The following is a 19671-nucleotide window of genomic DNA, read 5'->3' as shown; positions in this document are numbered from 1 at the left end:
CGCAGGATCGGTGTTGTAAATGAAAATCTGGCACGCCCGCGGGTTGTTCGTTTCCTGCGGGCGAATTTTTTCTGACAGGGTAGGTGGACGATGATTTCGCTTGCGTCGGTTGAACAAGTGGAGGCCTTGCTTGAGGAGCATGGGTATATCGCAGAGCGCAGTCTTTGCACGGCTGTGTTTCTGGCGCTGCGTCTGGAGCGACCGCTTTTTCTTGAAGGGGAGGCGGGGGTCGGTAAAACTGAGATTGCCAAAACTCTCGCAAATGCCCTCTCGCGTCCGCTTCTTCGTCTGCAGTGCTACGAAGGGATCGATCGGCAGACGGCGCTTTACGACTGGAATTACGCGCGCCAACTCCTCCATATTCGCCTGCGCGAGGCGGGGCGGGTTGATCAAGGAGACATGGGGTGGGAAAAGCGCGTCGAAGATGAGGTGTACAGCGAGCGTTTTCTCCTTCGTCGTCCCCTTTTGCAAGCGATTTCCACGACGCCGGCACCTGTGCTTTTAATCGATGAGGTGGATCGCAGCGACGCAGAGTTTGAGGCGTTTTTGCTCGAACTGCTGGCGGAGTTTCAGGTGACGATTCCGGAACTCGGGACGATTCGCGCGTCAGAAAAGCCACTGGTCATCCTGACGTCAAATCGCACGCGCGAGTTGCATGATGCGCTGAAACGGCGCTGTCTCTATTACTGGATCGATTATCCGACGATTGAAAAAGAAATGCGCATCGTCACAGCGCATGTCCCGGGACTGGCGCAAGCCCTGACGCACTCCCTGTGCCTGTTTATCCAGCGTTTGCGCGAGGAGCCTCTCTATAAAGTTCCGGGACTTGCCGAGACGATCTATTTTGCCCAGGCGCTTGAAGCGCTGAACGTTCGTGTTTTGGATGAGGCTGTCCTTCGCGACACCATGGGGTGTCTGCTTAAGTATCGGGACGACCTTGAACTATTGACAGGTGAGAGTGGGCGGTCGCGTGTCGCAAACCTGCTCGCAAAGGTATAGGCTATGGTGCGTGAAGCACTTACGCCTGATGGACAGGCGTTTCGCAATCTCCTGCTCTTTTGCCGCGCCTTAAACACGCTCGGGTTTCAGATCAGCGCACAAGAAGAGGAAGTAGCGCTGCAAAGCGCTTTGCTCGTCGGATTTTCCGATCCACTTATGCTGCGCAGCGCCCTCGCGGCGGCGCTTGTCAAATCGCGCGAGCAGATGCCTCTTTTTGAAGCGGCGTTTCGCCAATTTCTCCTGAGTCTGCGCGGAATAAAGGATGCGCGTTTGGCGCAGAACACACTGACAGCAAACGTCGCCCGCTTTCGCCAGGAAAAGCATCGCCATCCACAGCTTTTTTTCTCTTCGCCGCATGGTGACACAAGCGACTGCGCAGCGGGAGAACCGCTGTCGCGCCAGGTCGGGGCGAGTGTGTTTGTGGCGGATCAGCGCAAAACATATGTCGCGCTCACGACGTGGGAGCGAGAAGAGATGGCCCGCTTTCAACAGCGGCTCGCGTTTCCAAAGCGGCGCAGCAGGCGGGTTCGCATCACTCGACGCGGAAAACGCATGGAACTCGCTGAGAGTATCCGCCGTTCGCGCACAGCGAGCGAACTTACGGAGCTTTTTTATTCATCCCGCAAGAGCCGTGAGAAGCCGTTTATTCTGCTGCTTGACCTAAGCGGGTCCATGGCGCCGTACACGCGCACCCTTTTGCGCTTTGCGCATGTCTTGGCAAGTTGTAGCAAGCATGTGGAAGTGTTCGCATTCAGCGTCGTGTTGACGCGCCTGACACGCGCGCTTACGCTTTCGGCGCGGGATCGCGCACTGTCTGACGCATACCTTTTAGCCAAAGACGCAGAGGGCGGGACGCGTCTTACAGAATCGCTCACGGACTTTGTGCGCGGCGAAGGGAAGTCCCTTTTGCAGCGTGATGCACTCGTGTGGCTCGCGACAGACGGTCTTTTTACAGGCAGTGAGGACGCTTTTTCAAATGCGGTGCAGGCACTTGCGCGGCGCGCCCATCCACTCGTATGGATTTACCCTGGAATTATTCCGCAAAGCACTTCGGACGCGCCGCGCGGGATTGCACATCTGCGGCGTAGCGCGCACATCGCACACAGTGCGCAGACTTTTGACGAACTGGCAGACGCTTATCTGTCCGACCTGTGTGGCGATTGACGCGATTCCGTGTGCAAAGACGCGCGCATGGTTTTATACTGTGCGAACTCTTCTGGTGTGTCGATATCAAGCGGCAGGGTGTCGACCGGGGCGGGAATGGTCAGCGTTTTTTTTTTCATAGCGACGCAACAGGTGACGCGCCCCGGCGTCTCCCTGACACGCGCGCAGTTCCTTCATGAGAGCGGATGAAAAGAGCACAGGGTGGCCCGGGACGCCTGCAAAGACTGGGCGGATCACTGCGCATTCGGCGTGGTCTGCGTGCGCACTGCGCAACTGTGCAATCAGTTCACTCGTGACAAACGGCTGATCGGCAAGCAGAATCATCACGCTGCTCACGTCGCTTGGCACTGCCTCCACACCTGCCCGCAGGCTTGTGGCTAACCCTTCTGTGGCGCGCCAGTTTCGCACAAAGCGCGCGCGGGAAAAAGCGGGATCATCCATAAGTGGGGCGCTGTTCTCGCTGATCACCGCGATGACAGGGCGGCACCCCCCGCGCCACGCCGCGTGAAAGGCATAAGAGAATAGCGGCTCTCCGGCATCGTCGCGCAAGAGCAACTTAGGCGCGCCCATGCGCGTGGCCTTTCCCGCCGCGAGAATGACTGCCGCCGTGCGCCGTTCGCTGATGATCACGGGTTCCACTCCTTTACCAAGTTGAAATGACGGCACAGTGGAAGTTCGATCGCAAAGTCGATATAGTGGACATCATATACGGTCAAGCAACTTTTTCATAGATCGTTTTAATATGAAAGCAGGTGTACAGTCTTGATGGATATAACGTCTATGTCGATTGAATCGCTGCAACACGAGATGCAGCAAAAGCGTCTCACATCGTTTGAACTCGTCGCCGCATTCGCAAAGCGGGTGGCAGAGCATGATCAAGAGGGCATTGGCGTAAACGCTGTGGCGGAGTGGAACCCAGACGCATTTGCGATCGCGGCGGCACTTGACGGCGAACGTCAGCGGACAGGGGTGCGCGGCCCGCTTCACGGCATTCCGATTCTCATAAAAGACAACCTGGATACGGCGGATCACATGCATACAAGTGCAGGCTCCCTTGCGCTGTCGGAGTCATACGCGGCAGAAGACGCTGAGGTCGCGCGCCGCCTGCGCGCGGCAGGCGCTGTCCTGCTTGGCAAAACAAAAATGACTGAGTGGGCGAACTTTATGGCAGAAGGGATGCCAAGCGGTTACAGCTCGCGTGGTGGACAGGTAAAAAATCCGTACGGTCCGGGCGAGTTTGACGTCGGCGGTTCGAGTTCCGGTTCTGGCGCGGCGATTGCGGCAGGCTTTGCGGTGGCAGCGATAGGCACAGAGACGTCAGGCTCGATCTTGAGCCCTTCCTCGGAAAATATGCTCGTCGGGATCAAACCAACCGTAGGGCTCGTGAGTCGCTACGGCATCATTCCCATATCGCACAGTCAGGATACGGCAGGCTCCATGGCAAAGACGGTGGCAGACGCTGCACTGCTCTTGCAAGCAATCGCAGGGTGTGATCTGCGCGACCCGGCGACAGGTGCGGCGGGCGCGGTGCCCGATTATCGTTCGTGTCTTTTGGAACGCGGACTTGAAGGGGTGCGTCTTGGCGTGCCGCGCTCTGGATATTACGAGCATTTGGGCGCAGATCAATTGGCCGTCATGGAGCAGGCCATGGATGACCTGCGTCGGCTTGGCGCGGTGATTGTCGATCCTATTGAACTTAGCGCAAAGCGCGAGAACGGATACGAGGTGCTGCTGTACGAGTTTAAGTCTGCACTCAACAGCTACCTGCGCAAGGTGGACGCGCGCCTTCCAGTGCACAGCCTCAAGGAATTGATCGAATTTAACGACGCTGACAAAGAGCGCATGCTGCGCTACGGGCAGGCGATCCTGCTCGCCAGTGAAGAGACGTCCGGGAGTCTGACAGATCCGGCCTATCTGAACGCCCGCCTACGCGATTTGCGCTATGCGCGAGAAGAGGGGATCGATCGCGCGCTGCGCGAACATTCACTCGATGCGCTTTTATTTCCTGCAAACTATGGCGCGGCAATCGCAGCAAAGGCGGGTTACCCTTCCGTCACGGTGCCGGGAGGAAAACTTGAAAACGGCTGCCCTTTTGGCGTGACCTTTACGTCGACCGCGTTCACGGAAGCGCAGTTGATCCGCATGGCGTATGCGTACGAACAGGGTACGATGCATCGCGTCGCGCCTGATCTCGCGTGATGCGACATGGCGCAAATGAGCATCTCGCGTCGCGCCGTACCGAAAACGAGGAGGGATACACTTGAACTTTGTCGGACTCGGGGCGCTGTTTCTCTTTTTGGCCGTCGCACTCGGGGCATTTGGGGCGCACGCGCTGCGCGCGCGGCTTGAGCCCTCACAGCTCGCGGTCTATCAGACGGGGATCCAGTATCATTTGATTCATGGGCTGGCGATTCTTGGCGTCGGGGTGATCGCATTTGCGCACAAAGCCCCAGGCACGCCGTCGCTGTTGGGCACATCGGGTGTCCTCTTTGCAGTCGGAATCCTTCTTTTTTCCGGGAGCCTGTATCTGCTTGCCGTCACCGGAGTGCGCAAGCTTGGCGCAATCACGCCGTTTGGCGGCCTGTTTTTTCTGGCAGGCTGGATCACCTTGTTGATCGCTTCATTCTCACTTTAAAAGGGGGCAACCTTATGTATCGCACCGAGACAAATCTCGCACAACTCGGCGCCCGTCGCGACGCCTCCACAGGAGCGATCGTTTCGGCCGTTCACCGCTCAACGACCTACGCCCATCCACGCCTTGGCGAGAGTACAGGGTTTGACTATGCGCGCACGGCGAACCCGACACGGCAGGCGCTTGAGGATGGAATCGCGCTGCTTGAAGAAGGCGCGCGCGGATTCGCGTTTTCGTCAGGGATGGCCGCGATTTCCTGCGTGATGAACCTGTTTGGACCGGGCGATCACGTGATTGCGTCAAACGACTTGTACGGCGGGACGTATCGGCTGTTTGAGCAGGTGCTCGCGCGCTATGGCGTCGCGGTCAGCTATATCGATTTTGCGAAAGAAGGGGCCTTAGAACAGGCGACGACGCCACAGACCAAAGCTCTTTTTATCGAGACGCCTACCAATCCGACCATGAAAATTACCGATCTCGCAGCGTGCATCGCATACGCGAACGAACATGGCATGATGACGATTGTCGACAACACGTTTATGACGCCGTACGTGCAAAAGCCGCTGACACTTGGCGCGGACATCGTGCTTCACTCCGCATCAAAATACCTCGGCGGTCACAATGACCTGTTGGCGGGGCTCGTCGTCGCGCGCACAAAAGAACTGGCGGATCGCCTCTACTTTTATCAGAACACGATCGGCGCCGTCTTAGGGCCTGACGATTCGTATCTGCTCATGCGCGGAATGAAGACGCTTGGCCTTCGCATGCAGCGGCACGAGGAAAACGCGCGAGAACTCGCCCGCTTTTTGGAGGCGCATCCGCTGGTTGAGCGCGTCTACTACCCGGGGCTTGCGTCACATTCAGGCAAAGCCGTGCAGGAGCGGCAAGCGTCCGGGTACGGCGGGATGGTCTCCTTTGATGTGATCGACGAGCGGATGGTGGCGCCCTTTCTCGAACATTTGCAGTTGATCGCGTTTGCCGAGAGTCTCGGCGGCGTGGAGTCGCTGCTCACGTTCCCGGCCCGGCAGACGCACGCAGACATCCCTGAAGCGATCCGCAGCGCCCTTGGCATCACCAATCGCTTGCTGCGTTTTTCCGTCGGCATCGAGCATGCGGATGACTTGAAGACCGACCTCGCGCGGGCGCTTGAGGCGGCAGGCAAGGCGGTGCGCGCGTGATGAAAATGAAACCGGACACGCAGTTTTTGCACACAGGAAACGAGATCGACCCACTGTATGGCGCGTCAAGTGTACCCATTTATCAGGCGTCCACGTTTCATCAGGGGTTTGACGATGAGGTTCTCTACGACTATGCGCGCTCGGGCAACCCGACGCGCGCGGCGCTTGAGAGCATCATCGCGACGCTTGAAGGAGGTGTGCGCGGTTTTGCCTTTTCGTCGGGAATGGCTGCGATCACGGCCGCGCTTTTGATTCTTCCAGCGGGCAGTCACGTCATCGCGTGCGAAGATCTCTACGGCGGCACGTTTCGCGCATTGACACGCGTGTTTTCGCGCCTTGGCATCGAGACGACGTTTGTCGATGCGACGGATCCGCAAAACATCGCACGCGCGCTTCGGCCAAACACCCATGCGGTGTATCTTGAAACACCTTCGAACCCGACCATGCGAATCATTGACATAAGGGCCTGCGCGTCGATTGCCAAAGACGCCGGCGCTTTGACGATGGTCGATAACACCTTTATGACACCGTATTTCCAAAAACCGCACGAACTGGGCGCAGACATTGTTTTGCACTCTGCGACGAAATTTCTCGGCGGCCACTCGGATGTGGTCGCAGGTGTGGCGACGGTGAATTCGGACGCGCTCGCAAAGGAGATGTACCTGATCCAAAACGGGTTTGGCGCGATCCTCGGGCCGCAAGACTGTTTTCTCGTCATGCGCGGGATCAAGACACTTGGCGTGCGCATGCGGCAGAGCGAGGCGACGGCGATCCAGATGGCCGCGTTTTTGAAGGAACAGCCGCAGGTGCACACCGTCTATTACCCAGGGTTAAAAGAGCACGAGGGACACGCGATTCACGCCCGGCAAGCGACGGGGCCAGGGGCGCTGCTCTCTTTTGCGCTGCGCGATGAAGAGACGGTGCGCGCGTTTGTCACACGCCTGAAATTGCCGCTTTTTGCCGTGAGTCTTGGCGCGGTAGAGAGCATTCTCTCTTATCCGATCCGCATGTCGCACGCCGCGATGCCAGAGCTAGAGCGCCAAAAGCGGGGAATTACCGCGGGCCTTTTGCGCTTGTCCGTGGGACTGGAGGATGCAGGGGATCTGATCGAGGACTTCCGCCAAGCGTTCGCGGGTCTTTGATCGCAGATCTAAATCTTTGCGCGTGGCGGGCGTGTCGCATGATGGGTGAGGGTCTGGCGCATAGTAGTATGAGCAATATCGTGCCGCATGACCGATGGGAGGTTCACCTATGGCGATTACGACAATAACGCTGCGCGACATGGCAGAACGGATGACGCGCGGGGAGACATTCAGCGTGCTTGATGTGCGTTCGCGCAATGTGTACCAAAACTGGATGATTAAAGGAAGATCGCTGGCCGCCGTTGATGTGCCGTATTACGACTTTCAGGCCGATGAGGTCAATGATCAGCTCTTGCCTGCCCGCACTTGTGTGATCTTTTTGACGCTGCACGATTCTGCCGCGCAAAACGTTGCGGATCGACTTGTGGAAAAGGGCTATGAAGTGAGCACCCTTTTGGACGGCTATACAGCGTGGGATGAGTTTGTCGTGGAATCGACACTGCTGGTAAACGCGCAGGTCAAACTCGTTCAGTTTCATCGGTTGGCAACAGGGTGTCTCTCTTACGCGTTTGTGTCGGCGCACCAGGTGGCGGTGATTGACCCGATTCGCTTTATTGAACCGTATCTCGCTTTTGCCGAGCGCGAGAACAGTAAAATCGAGACGGTCATCGACACGCACGTTCACACCGATCACATCTCGGGTGCGCAGGCCCTGCTTGGGGTGACGCGAGCCGCCTATCTGATGGCTCATCGCGAGGTTCACCAAACGGCTCTTCCTGTCACGCGGCTCAAGCGAGGAACCCTGCGGTTTGGCGCGCTTGACGCGCGGGTGATTACACTTGACACGGAAGGAAACGCGCCGGGACACTCGCTGCTGGTCCTTGATCGCTTCGGAATTTTTACGGGGGATGCGTTGGTCGTCGGTGAAGTGGGAATTCCTGATCTGCCCGGCGTTGCGCAAGAGTGGGCGGAAAAAACGACCAACACGATTTTGCGCGAGCTTCAGGCGTATCCCGACGATATGCTGATTTGGCCGGGTCATTTCTCAGATGTGCAAGAGGTTTCTAAAAATGGGATGATAGGTACTACCCTCGGACAAATCCGCTCGGGCGCGCGCCGATTGAGCGTGTCTAATGTGCTCTCGTTTGCCGATCACCCGCGAGACTTTGTGTCGCAGCTTCACCCGAATTCGGATGAAATCATGCGTATCAACACAGGGCAGATCGCACTTGAGGCGCATGACGCCAAGGCGCTTGAGCGGGAGATCCGCCTGTGAAAGCGAGTCGATTTGATGAGCGAGAGAGAAAAAGCTGCGCGAAAAGAAAAAATGGTTTCTGCGGTTTCGTCGCGCACGCTGATGTTTCACGTCACGCACCATGAGAAAGGTTCTCACGGATTGACAGAACTGATTCGACAAGAGGCGTTGGCGCGCGTTGTGAGTCGCGTGCAAATGCCTCTTTTTCACATCTGGCAGCGCCCTGCCACGGTGCTGCTTGGCAGCCGGGAGCGCGCGCTGCCTTTTTTGCAAAGGGGGATCGACGTTTTGCGCGCGATTGGCTATGAGACGGTTGTGCGTCCGTTTGGCGGATTGGCCGTGCCGCTTGATCTTGGCGTGCTCAATCTGACGTATATGATCCCAGGGGATCTTTCGATTGACGAAGCATTTCGCGCCATGGCAGAACTGCTTTGTAATTTTTTCTCTCCGCTCGCCATAGAAGTGGGAGAAGTTCCACACGCCTATTGCCCGGGCCGCTATGACCTGCACATCGGTGGCGTAAAGGTCGCGGGACTTGCACAGCGGCGTTTGCGCGGTGTCGTGCAGGTCAGCGCCGCACTCAACGTGACTCCTACGGCTGTGGCCCGTGCGGCACTCATTCGATCGTTTTATGAGCATGCAGCCTCCGGAAGTGAGGTTTGGGTTCCGGATATTTTGGATGAGGCGGTGGGGGAACTGCTGTCTTTTGGATATGAACCGGCTTCTTCGACAGAGCGTTTGATCGCGCACATCAAGCAGAGGCTTGAGCTTGATCGCACGCTGGTTGACGTGATTGAACCTACCTGTGACGAAGAAGTTGACGCGCTGCGGCGATTGGCTCCTTGACCGATACGGATAGGGGTGTGCTATAGTTAGGTTGATATTATGAATCTTTCATTGTGACGATGCGCTTGGGCGCAATTTTTGGTCTGGCGGAGGAGGAGAAAAACGCTTACGGAATGGATGCATCCTCACGGGACGGAAGAAACTTGACGATGAACGTGATGTGGGCCTGCAGGTGGATGTTTCTGCTTTCTGTGGTGATTGATTCATAGTAGAATGTGCAGCACAGGCCATGATGACATGCATAATGGTCTTTTTGTATGCATGTAAGGAGGGGTTCTCCCTTGGGATATAAGTTGCCGCTGGCGACAACCGTTTTTCTTTTTTTATTGTCAGTGCTCGGGGCGTTGGTCGTCGGTCTGAATGCAGGCTTTGTCTGACCGAAATGGCCCTTGTGCGACGGCACGCTCATTCCGCCGCTGCACGGTTTGGTACTCGTTGAGTACATTCACAGATTGGTCGCGTTTCTCGCCAGTTTGCTCATACCTGTCAATGCCATACGCATGTGGTGGGTTCACCGCGGCGACCGCCTTGTCCGTCGACTCTCGATCTTATCTTTCTTCTTCTTGGCGACGCAGGTGGTGCTTGGCGCGCTGATTGTCGTCCTCGTTTTGCCTGGTGCGTTTACGACGATTGATGTCGGAAACAGCATGGTTCTGTTAGGCGTTCTCGCCGCGATGACGGCGGTTGGGTGGCGTGAACACCGACAGCTCAGAACACCAGATCTCGAACAGGATTTGGCGACGCGGGCAAGCGATGCAAAGCCGTTTCGCAAGCCCATACTGTGGGCGACTGCAACGATATTTGTTCAGGCGTTGATTGGCGGCTTTTTTCGCCACGGCGGCTACAGTGAGGCTCTGTATGGGCAAAATGCCTACCTTTTGAGTCATGACCAGCACTACATGCCAAATCTTACCGTGTCGATTCTGTTGCTCATCTTGCACATGGCATTTACTGCGCTCGTGACGGGGGCAGTCGCGTGGGTTGTCATCGTGTCGGCAAAACAAGGAAAGTATCGCGGGCTGTCAATTGCATTGGTCGGACTTTTGTTCTATCAGATTGTGCTTGGCATCATCACGCTGCAAACAAAGTTGTCTGTCATGTCCGACACGCTGCACTTTGCAGGTGCGACGGCCATGGTGACGCTTGCCGCCTACTTTTTGTCGCTCGTCCTTCTCGATCTTGCGGCGGTGCGCGTAAAGGTTCGGGAAAAGAGAGAAAAGGCGCTCGTGGCAGCGCACTCTTGAGTTTTTCCTTTTATAAAAATAGAAAAACGTTGTGGTCAAAGGGGTGTAAGACCGATGAGTGATCAGGCGGTGATCTCTTCAGAAACGAATGCGGCCGCACAGGCGCTGGCCGAGATCGATCCCAAGAGAGCGTATCAGCGCGTCGTGCGCGATCTGATCAATGTGACAAAACCGGGAATCACGATGTCAAACGCCATGATGACGTTTGTCGGCATTTGGCTCGGCGCGATGCGCCATCCAGTCTTTTCAACCGCGATGCTAACCTTGGCGGGCAGCAGTCTCGTTGTCATGGGTGGATGCGCGATGAACAACTTTATGGATCGCGATATTGACCAACTGATGTCGCGGACGATGAAGCGGCCTCTACCCAACAATCGCCTTCCTGCATGGTCTGTGATTGCGCTCGGATCTGTGCTTGCAGCGCTTGGCATTTTGATGCTTGGCCTCTATGTCAACGGGTTATCGGCACTCATGGCTTTTATTGGATTGTTCTTTTATGTCATTGTCTATACAAGGCTTACAAAGCGAACCACATCGCTCAGCACGGTGATCGGCAGCATTTCTGGCGCCATGCCTCCGCTTATTGGGTGGACTGCGATGAGCAACTCGCTCAGCTTAAGCGCCTTCTTGCTGTTTGCCTTCATGTTCATCTGGCAACCGCCGCATTTTTTTGCGCTCGGTATGAGGCGTGTAAAGGAGTATGCCGCGGCGGGTATTCCACTCGTTCCGGTTCTCTACGGTTTTGATGCGACAAAGCGTCAGATGGTTTTTTGGACGGTTCTTCTTCTCCCTGTGTCGACACTGCTTTATTTTACGCACGCGGTCGGGATGATTTATCTGGCAACTTCTGTCGTATTGGGGCTGTGGTGGATCGTCAAAGCTGTACGCGGGTATCGCGCGACCGATGATGTGGCTTGGGCGACGGAAATGTTCAAGTTCTCGCTGATTTACTTGATGGTGATGGCGGCCGCGATGGTAATCAGCGCGGTGTAAAAAGTAGTTTGTTGCAATCTTTGAGAGCCACGCCCATTGGGTGCGTGGCTCTCGTTTTGTGTGCGCTATTTGAGCGCGGTAGCGGCTTCACGATAAAAATGTGTGAGTGCACGAATGCCACGGTCAAAGTTTTCCAGAGAGAAGTGCTCGTTTGGTGCGTGAAAATTCTCGGTCATCAGGCTGAAGCCCATGAGTACGACAGGAATGTTCAAAACACGATGAAACACTTCAACGATCGGGATCGAGCCACCCATGCGCGTCATGTAAGGCTGTACACCGTATGCATGCTCGTAACTTTTTTTGGCGAGTTCCACCGCGGGTGCGTCAAAGGAACCAAGGTATGGGTTACCCGTATCCTGCAGTGTCACGGTGAGTGTCGCACCGATAGGCGCGTGCTCCAAAAGGTGCTTTTTAACCTTCTCCTGAATGGTCGCCGGTGTCTGCTGATTGACAAGTCGGCATGTTATCTTTGCATGCGCCTCGTGCGGAATCACCGTTTTTGTACCTTCGCCTTGAAATCCTCCATACAGGCCATTGATCTCAAGCGTTGGCCTGGCGGTTGAGCGCTCGATTGTCGTATAGCCTGCTTCGCCAAAAAGCGCGGTTAGCCCAAGTGCTTTGCGATATGCTTCATCATCGTGTGGAAGCTCGGCGAGCGCAGCGCGCTCATCCATTGTGAGATCCACCACCTCATCGTAGAATCCATCGACGGCGACACGTCCATCGGGGTGGTGAAGCGACGCCAGTAGTTCGACCATCGCGTGGAGCGCATTGGGTACAGCGCCGCCATAGAGCCCTGAGTGAAGGTCTGAGTTGGCTGTTTTCAGGTCGACCTGAAGTGCGCAGAGTCCGCGCAACCCATAGCAAATTCCCGGTTGCATCGGACCGACCATCGTCGTATCCGAAATGAGCAACACATCGGCGCGCAGACGCTCCGCATTCTTTTCAAGAAAAGTGGGGAGATTCGTACTGCCGCACTCCTCTTCGCCCTCGATGCACAGCTTCACATTGACGCGCAGTTCGCCGCGGCGGATGAGTGTTTCGAGGGCGAGGATGTGAAGAAATACCGGTCCCTTGTCATCTGATGCGCCGCGCGCATACAGTTTTTGATCGCGGATCTTCGGTTCAAAGGGAGGCGTTGTCCAGAGTTCCAGCGGGTCGACTGGCTGCACATCGTAGTGTCCATACATCAGGATCGTTGGCGCATCGTCGCCTACATGAAAAGAAGCAAAGACCAACGGGTGCCCACCTGTTTCTAGCACCTCGGCATTTTTGAATCCAGCCCGCTGCAATTTGTCAACAAGCCAGGCGGCGGCGTTTCTCATCTCGGCTTGTTGTGAAGACAGCGTGCTGATGCTTTGAATTCGCAAAAAGGAGGATAACTCCTCAAGCTGCGCGGCACGCGCGCGTTCAAGTTCATCTTCGATAGTTGCCATAAGCGCCTCCTAAAGGATCAATGAGCATGTATGTGCGTTCACTTCATTGTACAATAAGCGCAAGCAGCAGATCTAACGAATGGAGAGTGGATGATGAATCGCGATTGGACGGCCACACAGTGCAGTGTCGCGTGGCTTCTTTGCCATCACAAAGAGCAGGACATCGTCGTGATTGACTGCCGCTTTACGTTAAGTGCACCAGACGCCGGATTCGACGCGTATCGCGCAGGACACATTCCTGGCGCCTTTTATGCGGATCTAGAAAAGGATCTGTCGCGGCCGCCGCGACCGGGTGATGGAAGGCACCCCCTTCCGTCTGAAGCTGCATTTGCCGCATTCTTAGAGCGGCTTTCCGTGACGCCTTTGTCACGCGTGATTGTCTATGATGAAAAAGGGGACATGGCGCCGCGTCTGTGGTGGATGCTTAGGCTCTACGGCCATCGCGATGTGCGTGTTCTCGCAGGGGGCATCAAGGCGTGGCAGGCGGCAGGCGGCGAACTTGAGGCGGGAATCGCGCGCGCGCGTGAAGTGTCGGGTTCAGCGTATGTCTCTTCGTACCAAAGCGACTGGATGCTTGAAAAAAAGGATATCTTGCAACGCCCGGACACCCCGCGCGTCCACCACTTGCTCGATGCGCGTGCGCCTGAACGTTACCGCGGAGAGATGGAGCCAATCGATCGCAAAGCCGGACATATTCCGGGCGCATCGTGTGTGCCTTTTACCAGTCTCTACAAAGCGCCGGCCGTCTTGCGCGACGAAGTGGAATTGCGGGAGATTCTAAAACCGTATCTTGACGGGGAACCGATTGGGGTGTCGTGTGGATCAGGCGTCACGGCGTGCGTCCTTGCCATGGCACTCTTTGAGATCGGTGAGCGCCCGCGCGTCTATGTGGGGAGTTTTAGCGAATGGTGTGCGGATGACGCGCTGCCGATCGCGACAGGCGATCATTAAAAACTGTCCACCTTTAAAAGATGGACAGTTTGCAATGCTGCTTAAAAAGCGTGTCAGGCGCTCGGAACCTCGACGACGCGAATGGACGTCATGCGGTCTCCTTGCCGAATCGCCTCAATATGCGCATCACCGCTTGCAATCTGCCCGAAGACCGTGTGATTCCCGTCCAAGTGTGCCGTCGTCTTGCGATCGTGCACGATGAAAAACTGGGAACCGCCCGTATTGCGCCCGGCGTGCGCCATGGAGAGCGCTCCGCGCTGGTGGATGTGCGGGTTATTTTCCACCTCACACTTGATAGTGTAGCCCGGTCCGCCTGTTCCGGTGCCATTGGGGCAGCCGCCTTGAGCGACGAAGCCAGGAATGACGCGGTGAAAGGTCAGACCGTCGTAAAAGCCTGAGTTGGCGAGTTTTTCGAAGTTTGCCACAGTGCCTGGCGCTTCTTGATCAAACAACTCGAACTCCATCGTGCCGCCGTTTGCAAGTTCTACGATTGCTTTTTTCAACGCAGGATTCTCCTTTTTCTGATCATGATGTGACACCTCGTCCATTATACGGTCTTTTGCCTGTCGGTTCCAAGACTCGTCGCGCATGCTTGACTGCGCTATAATAGATTCATCACGATGTCGATGAGAGTTGATGAGAAAAGGGGCATACGCATGTTTTTGCGTGATCAAACCAAACCGGTTCGCGTAGGACCTCTCACCATTGGCGGCAGCCAACACGTGACGATGCAGAGCATGACCATGACAAAAACGGCGGATGTCAAAGCGACGGTCGCAGAGATTCACCGACTCGAAGACGCGGGAGCCGACTTGGTGCGCGTCACAGTGAACTCGCGTGAGGCGGCTGACGCGATCAAAGAAATTAAGAAAAAGATTCACATCCCGCTCGTGGCGGATATTCATTTTGACCATCGCTTGGCGCTGCTCGCGATTGAAAACGGCGTCGACAAGGTGCGGATCAACCCGGGGAACATCGGAAAGCGCGAACGTGTTGAAGAAGTGGTAAAGGCGTGCAAAGCGCGCGGCGTGCCGATCCGCATCGGGGTAAATGCGGGATCGCTTGAGCGTCACATTCTTGAGCGTTACGGCTATCCGACCGCGCAGGGAATGCTTGAAAGTGCACTTCACCATATCGAGATCCTGGAGTCACTCGATTTTACGGATATCATCGTTTCCATGAAGGCGTCGGATGTCAATCTCGCGATCGACGCGTACAAACTCGCGGCAAGCACGTTTGCCTATCCGCTTCACCTCGGAATCACCGAGTCTGGTACTCTTTTTAGCGGTACGATCAAGAGCGCGGCGGGGCTTGGCACACTTCTGGCGGCAGGGCTTGGCAACACGATCCGAGTTTCTCTGTCGGCTGACCCTGTCGAAGAGATCAAGGTGGCGCGCGAACTCTTAAAGACATTTGGCATCATCTCAAACGCGGTCACACTGGTCTCCTGCCCGACGTGTGGACGGATTGACATTGACTTGATCTCCATTGCCAATGAGATCGAGGAGTATGTACAAAACATTAAGGCGCCGATTAAAGTTTCCGTGCTCGGGTGCGCGGTAAACGGCCCGGGTGAGGCGCGTGAGGCGGATATTGGTATCGCTGGCGCGCGCGGTGAGGGGCTTTTGTTTCGCTACGGCGAGGTTGTGCGCAAAGTGCCTGAACACGAGCTCGTCGCCGAGTTAAAGCGCGAAATTGACACACTCGCGCGGCGTTTTGCAGAGACCGGGTCGATTCGCTGACCCGGTTTGTATACATAAAATTCTTTACTTGCGGCGCAGCGTCCATTTGCGATCTTTATCGCTCAGTTCTGGAAAGCGATCTCCACGCTTTAGCTGAACACCTTGGGGGTCGTTTACCGGAGACCCGTGGCGCTGCTCGCTAACTTCGACATAAAACCCGTCATTTGGCGCCTGTTCGCCTCCGACAAAAAGGGTGCGCTCTCCCAATGTCTTCACCTCACAATCAAAAATTGGATGAATTTCATGCGCATGGATGCCTTGTAATTTCTACATCCTGAAAATTAGCGTGTGTCTTGGTGCGCCATTTGATGCACAAACAAAAAGATGGTAAGGTTAAAAACGTAAGTCTTCAGGAGGTGTCTTTCATATGAATGCATTCACATTTTACAATCCAACCCAACTGTTTTACGGACGGGATCAACTGGAAAAAAACTTGCTAAGTCAAGTGCGCACGTATGGCGAGCGCGTGCTTCTCGTGTATGGCGGCGGCAGCATCAAATCGTTTGGACTCTACGACCGCGTGATGAAGCTGTTAAAAGACGGCGGTGTCACAGTGTTTGAACTGGCCGGCATCGAGCCAAACCCGCGTTTGACCACAGTGAAAAAAGGGATCGCGCTCTGCCGTGAACACGATGTTCAATTGGTTCTCGCCGTCGGCGGGGGATCGGTGCTTGACGCGTCGAAGGCGATTGCTGGTGGCGCGCTGTACGATGGCGACGTGTGGGATTTTTACAGCACGCGCAAGCGTCCGGAGCGCGCCTTGCCGCTTGGAACAATTTTGACACTTGCGGCGACGGGTTCTGAAATGAACAGCGGCGGTGTGATTACAAACTGGGAAACGAATGAGAAGATCGGCTCAAGCTCTGTTCACACGTTTCCGAAATTCTCGTTTTGCGATCCGACGAATACATTTACGGTTTCTCGCGAGCAAACTGTTTATGGCATTGTGGATATGTTCAGTCACGTCCTTGAACAGTATTTCTCTCACACGCCCAATACGGCACTTCAAGAGAGGCTTTGCGAGTCGGTGATGGCAACGATTATCGAGTACGCGCCGCGCGTGCTTGAGAGTCCGCAGGATTATACGGCGCGCGAGACGATCATGTACTGTGGGACGATGGCGTTAAACGGCATGATTGCAATGGGAATGCTCGGCGATTGGGCGACGCATGGCATTGAGCATGAAGTCAGCGCATACTATGACATTCCGCACGGCGGTGGACTTGCGATCATCTTCCCAAACTGGATGAACCACGTGCTAAGCGAAGGAACCGCGAGGTTTGCGCAACTCGGAACGCGCGTCTTTGGCATAGATCCCTACGGCAAGGACGAGCGCGCTGTGGCGCTTGAAGCGATTGCGGCTGTCCGTTCGTTTTTTGACAGCATCGGAGCGCCAAAGCGCCTCGCTGACTATGACATTCCTGATGAACACCTTGAAAAGATGGCGGCGCACGCTGTGCGCATGGGGACGCTTGGAAATTACAAAAAGCTAAGTGAAAGCGATGTTCTGGCGATTTTAAAGGCGAGTCTCTAAAGTAAAATTCACGCAGTGCGGTTGGCGCGTCTTTTCGCGAAGGCGCGCCTTCTTTTGCGTGCAACTTCTTGGATGGTTTTATACATCGCGGCGGTTTCTTTGTGGCGAAAAAGAGCGTGACTGGGTCCTGTGTTGATTTCGAGGAAGTGAAGCTTCCCTTTTTGATCGATTCCGACGTCGAGGCCAATTTCTGCGTACGGTTGGTATGATTCCATGTGTCGTGCTGCGGCAAAGCCTAAGCCGACAAGTTCCTTGCGCAGTTCATTTTGCTTTGAAGGTGACATGCCGAACGCGCGTTCTAACGCGGATTCAAGGGTCAATACGTAGCCGCGGCTGCGCGCCACATTTGTCACGGCGGAGTGTGGTCCGGCGACTTTTGCACAGATTCCTGTGCATTGGTATTCGCCGTGCTCATCCTTTTGAAGCATGACCCGCACGTCAAACGGTCGTCCGTTAATGTGGGCGAGCCGTGCGTCGCGCTGGACAATGTACCGCTTTTTTGCCGTCTGTATGGAGATGGCGTGAAACAGTTTTGAAAAGGAAGAGAAGGTTTTTTCGGATTGATTCTCGACATGCAGTTGATAGTGATCATCACGCGCCACAACGCGCATGACACCGCGCCCGCGTGAACCTGCCACGGGTTTTACATAAACAGAACTGTACAGTGAGAGCATTTCGCGAAGCGTCGTTTTGCTTAACACCTTTGTCGGTGGCAAATAGGGACGGCAGTGCGCATTGTTTCTGAACATTTTATAGAGTAGCCACTTTCCGAGTTCCGGTCTTCGTTGTCGCTTCAACACGGGTCATCCTTTGTCGGGCAGTCTCCCTAGAGCATATGAGACACGCGTGAAAAAGGCGTGGGTGGATGACACAACGGTTATGAAACTTTGCAACTCATTATAGAAGGGTGACTCAATGTGTGAGATGCCATAACAATTTTTTATGACATTATTATGATTTTCGATCAAAATTCGTAATGATTACGTTTTACTGTGGATATTCTCGTGTGCTAAAGTAGTTTTGTTGGTGATTGAAAGGAACCGTTGCTCTACTAAAGATCAAGCTGAAGTGTGCGGCGACACATTTCTGTCACTATTAGACAATGGATTTTGTTGACAGGGGGGAACGAACCGTCATGAATATGAAAGGACTAAATAACGTACAGCTTCTTACAGTTTATTACAATTCGCTTTTGACGGTTGTATGGATTCTTTTCTTTGTTATTTTTGTACTGGCATTTATGACTTTTATCTTTAAGTGGGTTGGTCAACAATTCGAAGAACAAGAGGATCAGTCCGTTGCAAACAAAAATTCAAAAAATACGATGAGGCTAACTGTTCGTGGCGAATCGCCGAAGGTATCGAAAAACGGAACTCACTCCTATCCCTTAGGCTGGTATATTGCATGGTATGGGCTAGGTTTCATCTGGCTCATCGACGGATTTTTACAATCTCAACCTGAGATGGCATTGCCTATTTTTGTGAAGTTCGTATTTAATTCTGTTGCACAATCTCAACCGGGTTGGCTACAGCACATCATGGATTTTGGAATTACAATGTGGAACCAGGACACTGTGGGCAACAATATTGCAGCATTGCTTGCCCAACTTGCAATTGGTGTTGGAATTTTGACGGGCCGTAATCATTGGTGGGGTCGAGTGGCAATTTGGGCTTCGCTGGTCTGGGCGCTCATCATATGGGTTATGGGTGAAGGACTTGGGAATCTATTTTCCAGCCCTAGTTATTGGAATGGTTCACCGGGCGCCGCGCTCATCTACATGCTCATCTCGATTTATTTACTCATGCCGTTGAGATTTTGGGCGACAGGAAAAATTGCGAAGTGGACGATTGCAGGCTTGGGAATTCAATGGTTGATCCTTGCATTTGCTCAAATCTTACCAAGCAATGGATACTATTCTTCAGACGCACTGTATTCGATTGTCGCGAATTTATCGAACATGCCACAACCGATTGTTCTCTCTAACTCTTTACAAGTCGCAGCGTTGAGTATGTTGCATCATCCGCTTTTGTGGAATTTGGTTTCCGTGCTGATCATGATCGTGATCGGTGTATCAGGCTTCTTCAAACGTCTAAGAAAATTTACATTGATTTCCGCGATCGCATGGTTAGCGTTTACCTGGTGGATCGCTGAAGATTTCGGCGTTCTTGGAGGGATGGGGACCGATTTGAACATGTCTCCGCTTTATGCACTGTTGTACATCTCTTGTTGGTGGTATGCCGATCGCCCCGTGTCATTTCGCAAGAGAATCGCATTGCCCTTCCTTTCTCACAAGCTAAGCGCACGCTGATTTGAAAGGAACCAATGTAAAATGGATATGTCAACACCTACGAGCCCTTATGTCGTTCACGCTTTCTATCATCTTCTCTTGATAGAAAGCGTGATTTTTACCGCCTTAATTTTAGCTGGCGTTTTAATATGGAATATTCTGTTTAGAAAACGCGATGATCACCTTCGGTTACACGCATCTATCGCTGTGAAGTCACATGACGAACCCTTCAAATCGAATCTTCAAGGGGACCGTGTCAACTCACGTAAAAATCTTACCCAAGAGCAATGGCTAACTCATTTAAAAATCTTACCCACTCCTTCCCTTT

General features: G+C 54.4%; 20 protein-coding genes. 15 read left to right on the top strand and 5 right to left on the bottom strand.

The features are described from left to right. Positions 1–90 precede the first annotated feature (90 nt). Positions 91–999 (top strand): AAA family ATPase, encoded by a 909-nt coding sequence (locus ATW55_RS14045; RefSeq protein ID WP_067719256.1) that lies wholly within the window; start codon positions 91–93, stop codon positions 997–999. Positions 1000–1005: 6 nt separating this feature from the next. Next, on the top strand, positions 1006–2163 hold the full coding sequence (locus ATW55_RS14040; protein WP_160327260.1) for a VWA domain-containing protein: 1158 nt from the start codon (positions 1006–1008) through the stop codon (positions 2161–2163). A 66-nt stretch (positions 2164–2229) separates the two neighbouring features. On the opposite strand, the gene ATW55_RS14035 is transcribed toward ATW55_RS14040, so the two are convergent. Further along, on the bottom strand, positions 2230–2793 hold the full coding sequence (locus tag ATW55_RS14035; protein WP_067719250.1) for a nucleotidyltransferase family protein: 564 nt from the start codon (positions 2791–2793) through the stop codon (positions 2230–2232). Positions 2794–2943: 150 nt separating this feature from the next. On the opposite strand from ATW55_RS14035, the gene ATW55_RS14030 reads away from it, so the two are divergent. The 8 genes from ATW55_RS14030 (at position 2944) to cyoE (ending at position 11393) form a co-directional block, all read left to right on the top strand. Beyond that, a complete protein-coding gene (locus ATW55_RS14030) occupies positions 2944–4362 on the top strand; it encodes an amidase family protein (protein ID WP_235587147.1) in 1419 nt (472 codons plus the stop codon). Between the two features lie 61 nt (positions 4363–4423). Continuing rightward, positions 4424–4798, top strand: coding sequence for a DUF423 domain-containing protein (locus tag ATW55_RS14025; RefSeq protein WP_423742970.1), 375 nt, complete (start codon positions 4424–4426; stop codon positions 4796–4798). Positions 4799–4812: 14 nt separating this feature from the next. Then, on the top strand, positions 4813–5973 hold the full coding sequence (locus ATW55_RS14020; RefSeq protein ID WP_067719238.1) for an aminotransferase class I/II-fold pyridoxal phosphate-dependent enzyme: 1161 nt from the start codon (positions 4813–4815) through the stop codon (positions 5971–5973). Between the two features lie 5 nt (positions 5974–5978). Then, positions 5979–7115 carry a trans-sulfuration enzyme family protein gene (locus tag ATW55_RS14015; RefSeq protein WP_153005183.1) on the top strand — a complete coding sequence of 379 codons (1137 nt, stop codon included), beginning with the start codon at positions 5979–5981 and terminating at the stop codon, positions 7113–7115. A gap of 109 nt (positions 7116–7224) precedes the next feature. Next, entirely contained in the window at positions 7225–8331 is a 1107-nt protein-coding gene (locus tag ATW55_RS14010; RefSeq protein ID WP_067719234.1) for an MBL fold metallo-hydrolase, read from the top strand. A gap of 15 nt (positions 8332–8346) precedes the next feature. Continuing rightward, on the top strand, positions 8347–9156 hold the full coding sequence (locus ATW55_RS14005; RefSeq protein WP_067719231.1) for a lipoyl protein ligase domain-containing protein: 810 nt from the start codon (positions 8347–8349) through the stop codon (positions 9154–9156). 389 nt (positions 9157–9545) lie between these two features. Then, complete coding sequence (locus tag ATW55_RS14000) at positions 9546–10400, top strand: COX15/CtaA family protein (protein ID WP_067719228.1); 855 nt, start codon at positions 9546–9548, stop codon at positions 10398–10400. Between the two features lie 54 nt (positions 10401–10454). Continuing rightward, positions 10455–11393 (top strand): heme o synthase, encoded by a 939-nt coding sequence (gene cyoE, locus ATW55_RS13995; protein WP_067719224.1) that lies wholly within the window; start codon positions 10455–10457, stop codon positions 11391–11393. A gap of 65 nt (positions 11394–11458) precedes the next feature. On the opposite strand, the gene ATW55_RS13990 is transcribed toward cyoE, so the two are convergent. Beyond that, positions 11459–12829 (bottom strand): dipeptidase, encoded by a 1371-nt coding sequence (locus tag ATW55_RS13990; RefSeq protein WP_067719221.1) that lies wholly within the window; start codon positions 12827–12829, stop codon positions 11459–11461. A gap of 93 nt (positions 12830–12922) precedes the next feature. Here ATW55_RS13990 and ATW55_RS13985 point away from each other — a divergent pair, with 93 nt between their 5' ends. Next, positions 12923–13780: a sulfurtransferase gene (locus ATW55_RS13985; protein ID WP_067719217.1), complete on the top strand. Its 858-nt coding sequence runs from the start codon at positions 12923–12925 to the stop codon at positions 13778–13780. A 53-nt stretch (positions 13781–13833) separates the two neighbouring features. Here ATW55_RS13985 and ATW55_RS13980 read toward each other — a convergent pair whose 3' ends face one another. Then, positions 13834–14283, bottom strand: coding sequence for a peptidylprolyl isomerase (locus tag ATW55_RS13980; RefSeq protein ID WP_067719719.1), 450 nt, complete (start codon positions 14281–14283; stop codon positions 13834–13836). A gap of 153 nt (positions 14284–14436) precedes the next feature. Between ATW55_RS13980 and ispG the strand changes: the two genes are divergently transcribed. Further along, complete coding sequence (gene ispG / locus ATW55_RS13975; protein WP_067719214.1) at positions 14437–15522, top strand: flavodoxin-dependent (E)-4-hydroxy-3-methylbut-2-enyl-diphosphate synthase; 1086 nt, start codon at positions 14437–14439, stop codon at positions 15520–15522. 24 nt (positions 15523–15546) lie between these two features. Here ispG and ATW55_RS13970 read toward each other — a convergent pair whose 3' ends face one another. After that, positions 15547–15729: a YjzC family protein gene (locus tag ATW55_RS13970; RefSeq protein WP_067719210.1), complete on the bottom strand. Its 183-nt coding sequence runs from the start codon at positions 15727–15729 to the stop codon at positions 15547–15549. A gap of 160 nt (positions 15730–15889) precedes the next feature. Here ATW55_RS13970 and ATW55_RS13965 point away from each other — a divergent pair, with 160 nt between their 5' ends. Then, positions 15890–17056: an iron-containing alcohol dehydrogenase gene (locus ATW55_RS13965; protein ID WP_067719207.1), complete on the top strand. Its 1167-nt coding sequence runs from the start codon at positions 15890–15892 to the stop codon at positions 17054–17056. Between the two features lie 8 nt (positions 17057–17064). Here the strand turns inward: ATW55_RS13965 and ATW55_RS13960 are convergent, their stop codons facing one another. Further along, on the bottom strand, positions 17065–17853 hold the full coding sequence (locus tag ATW55_RS13960; protein ID WP_067719203.1) for a YheC/YheD family protein: 789 nt from the start codon (positions 17851–17853) through the stop codon (positions 17065–17067). A 338-nt stretch (positions 17854–18191) separates the two neighbouring features. Here ATW55_RS13960 and ATW55_RS13955 point away from each other — a divergent pair, with 338 nt between their 5' ends. Together ATW55_RS13955 and ATW55_RS16910 are read left to right on the top strand one after the other, a co-directional pair. Then, complete coding sequence (locus ATW55_RS13955; protein ID WP_067719200.1) at positions 18192–19364, top strand: hypothetical protein; 1173 nt, start codon at positions 18192–18194, stop codon at positions 19362–19364. A 21-nt stretch (positions 19365–19385) separates the two neighbouring features. Continuing rightward, on the top strand, positions 19386–19671 hold a 286-nt coding region (locus ATW55_RS16910; RefSeq protein ID WP_235587146.1), incomplete at its 3' end, for a hypothetical protein.

The organism is Ferroacidibacillus organovorans, assembly GCF_001516615.1.
Classification (GTDB): Bacteria; Bacillota; Bacilli; order Alicyclobacillales; family SLC66; genus Ferroacidibacillus; species Ferroacidibacillus ferrooxidans_B.
Note: the sequence above shows the minus strand (reverse complement) of the source record. Positions and strands in the feature narration are given on the sequence as shown.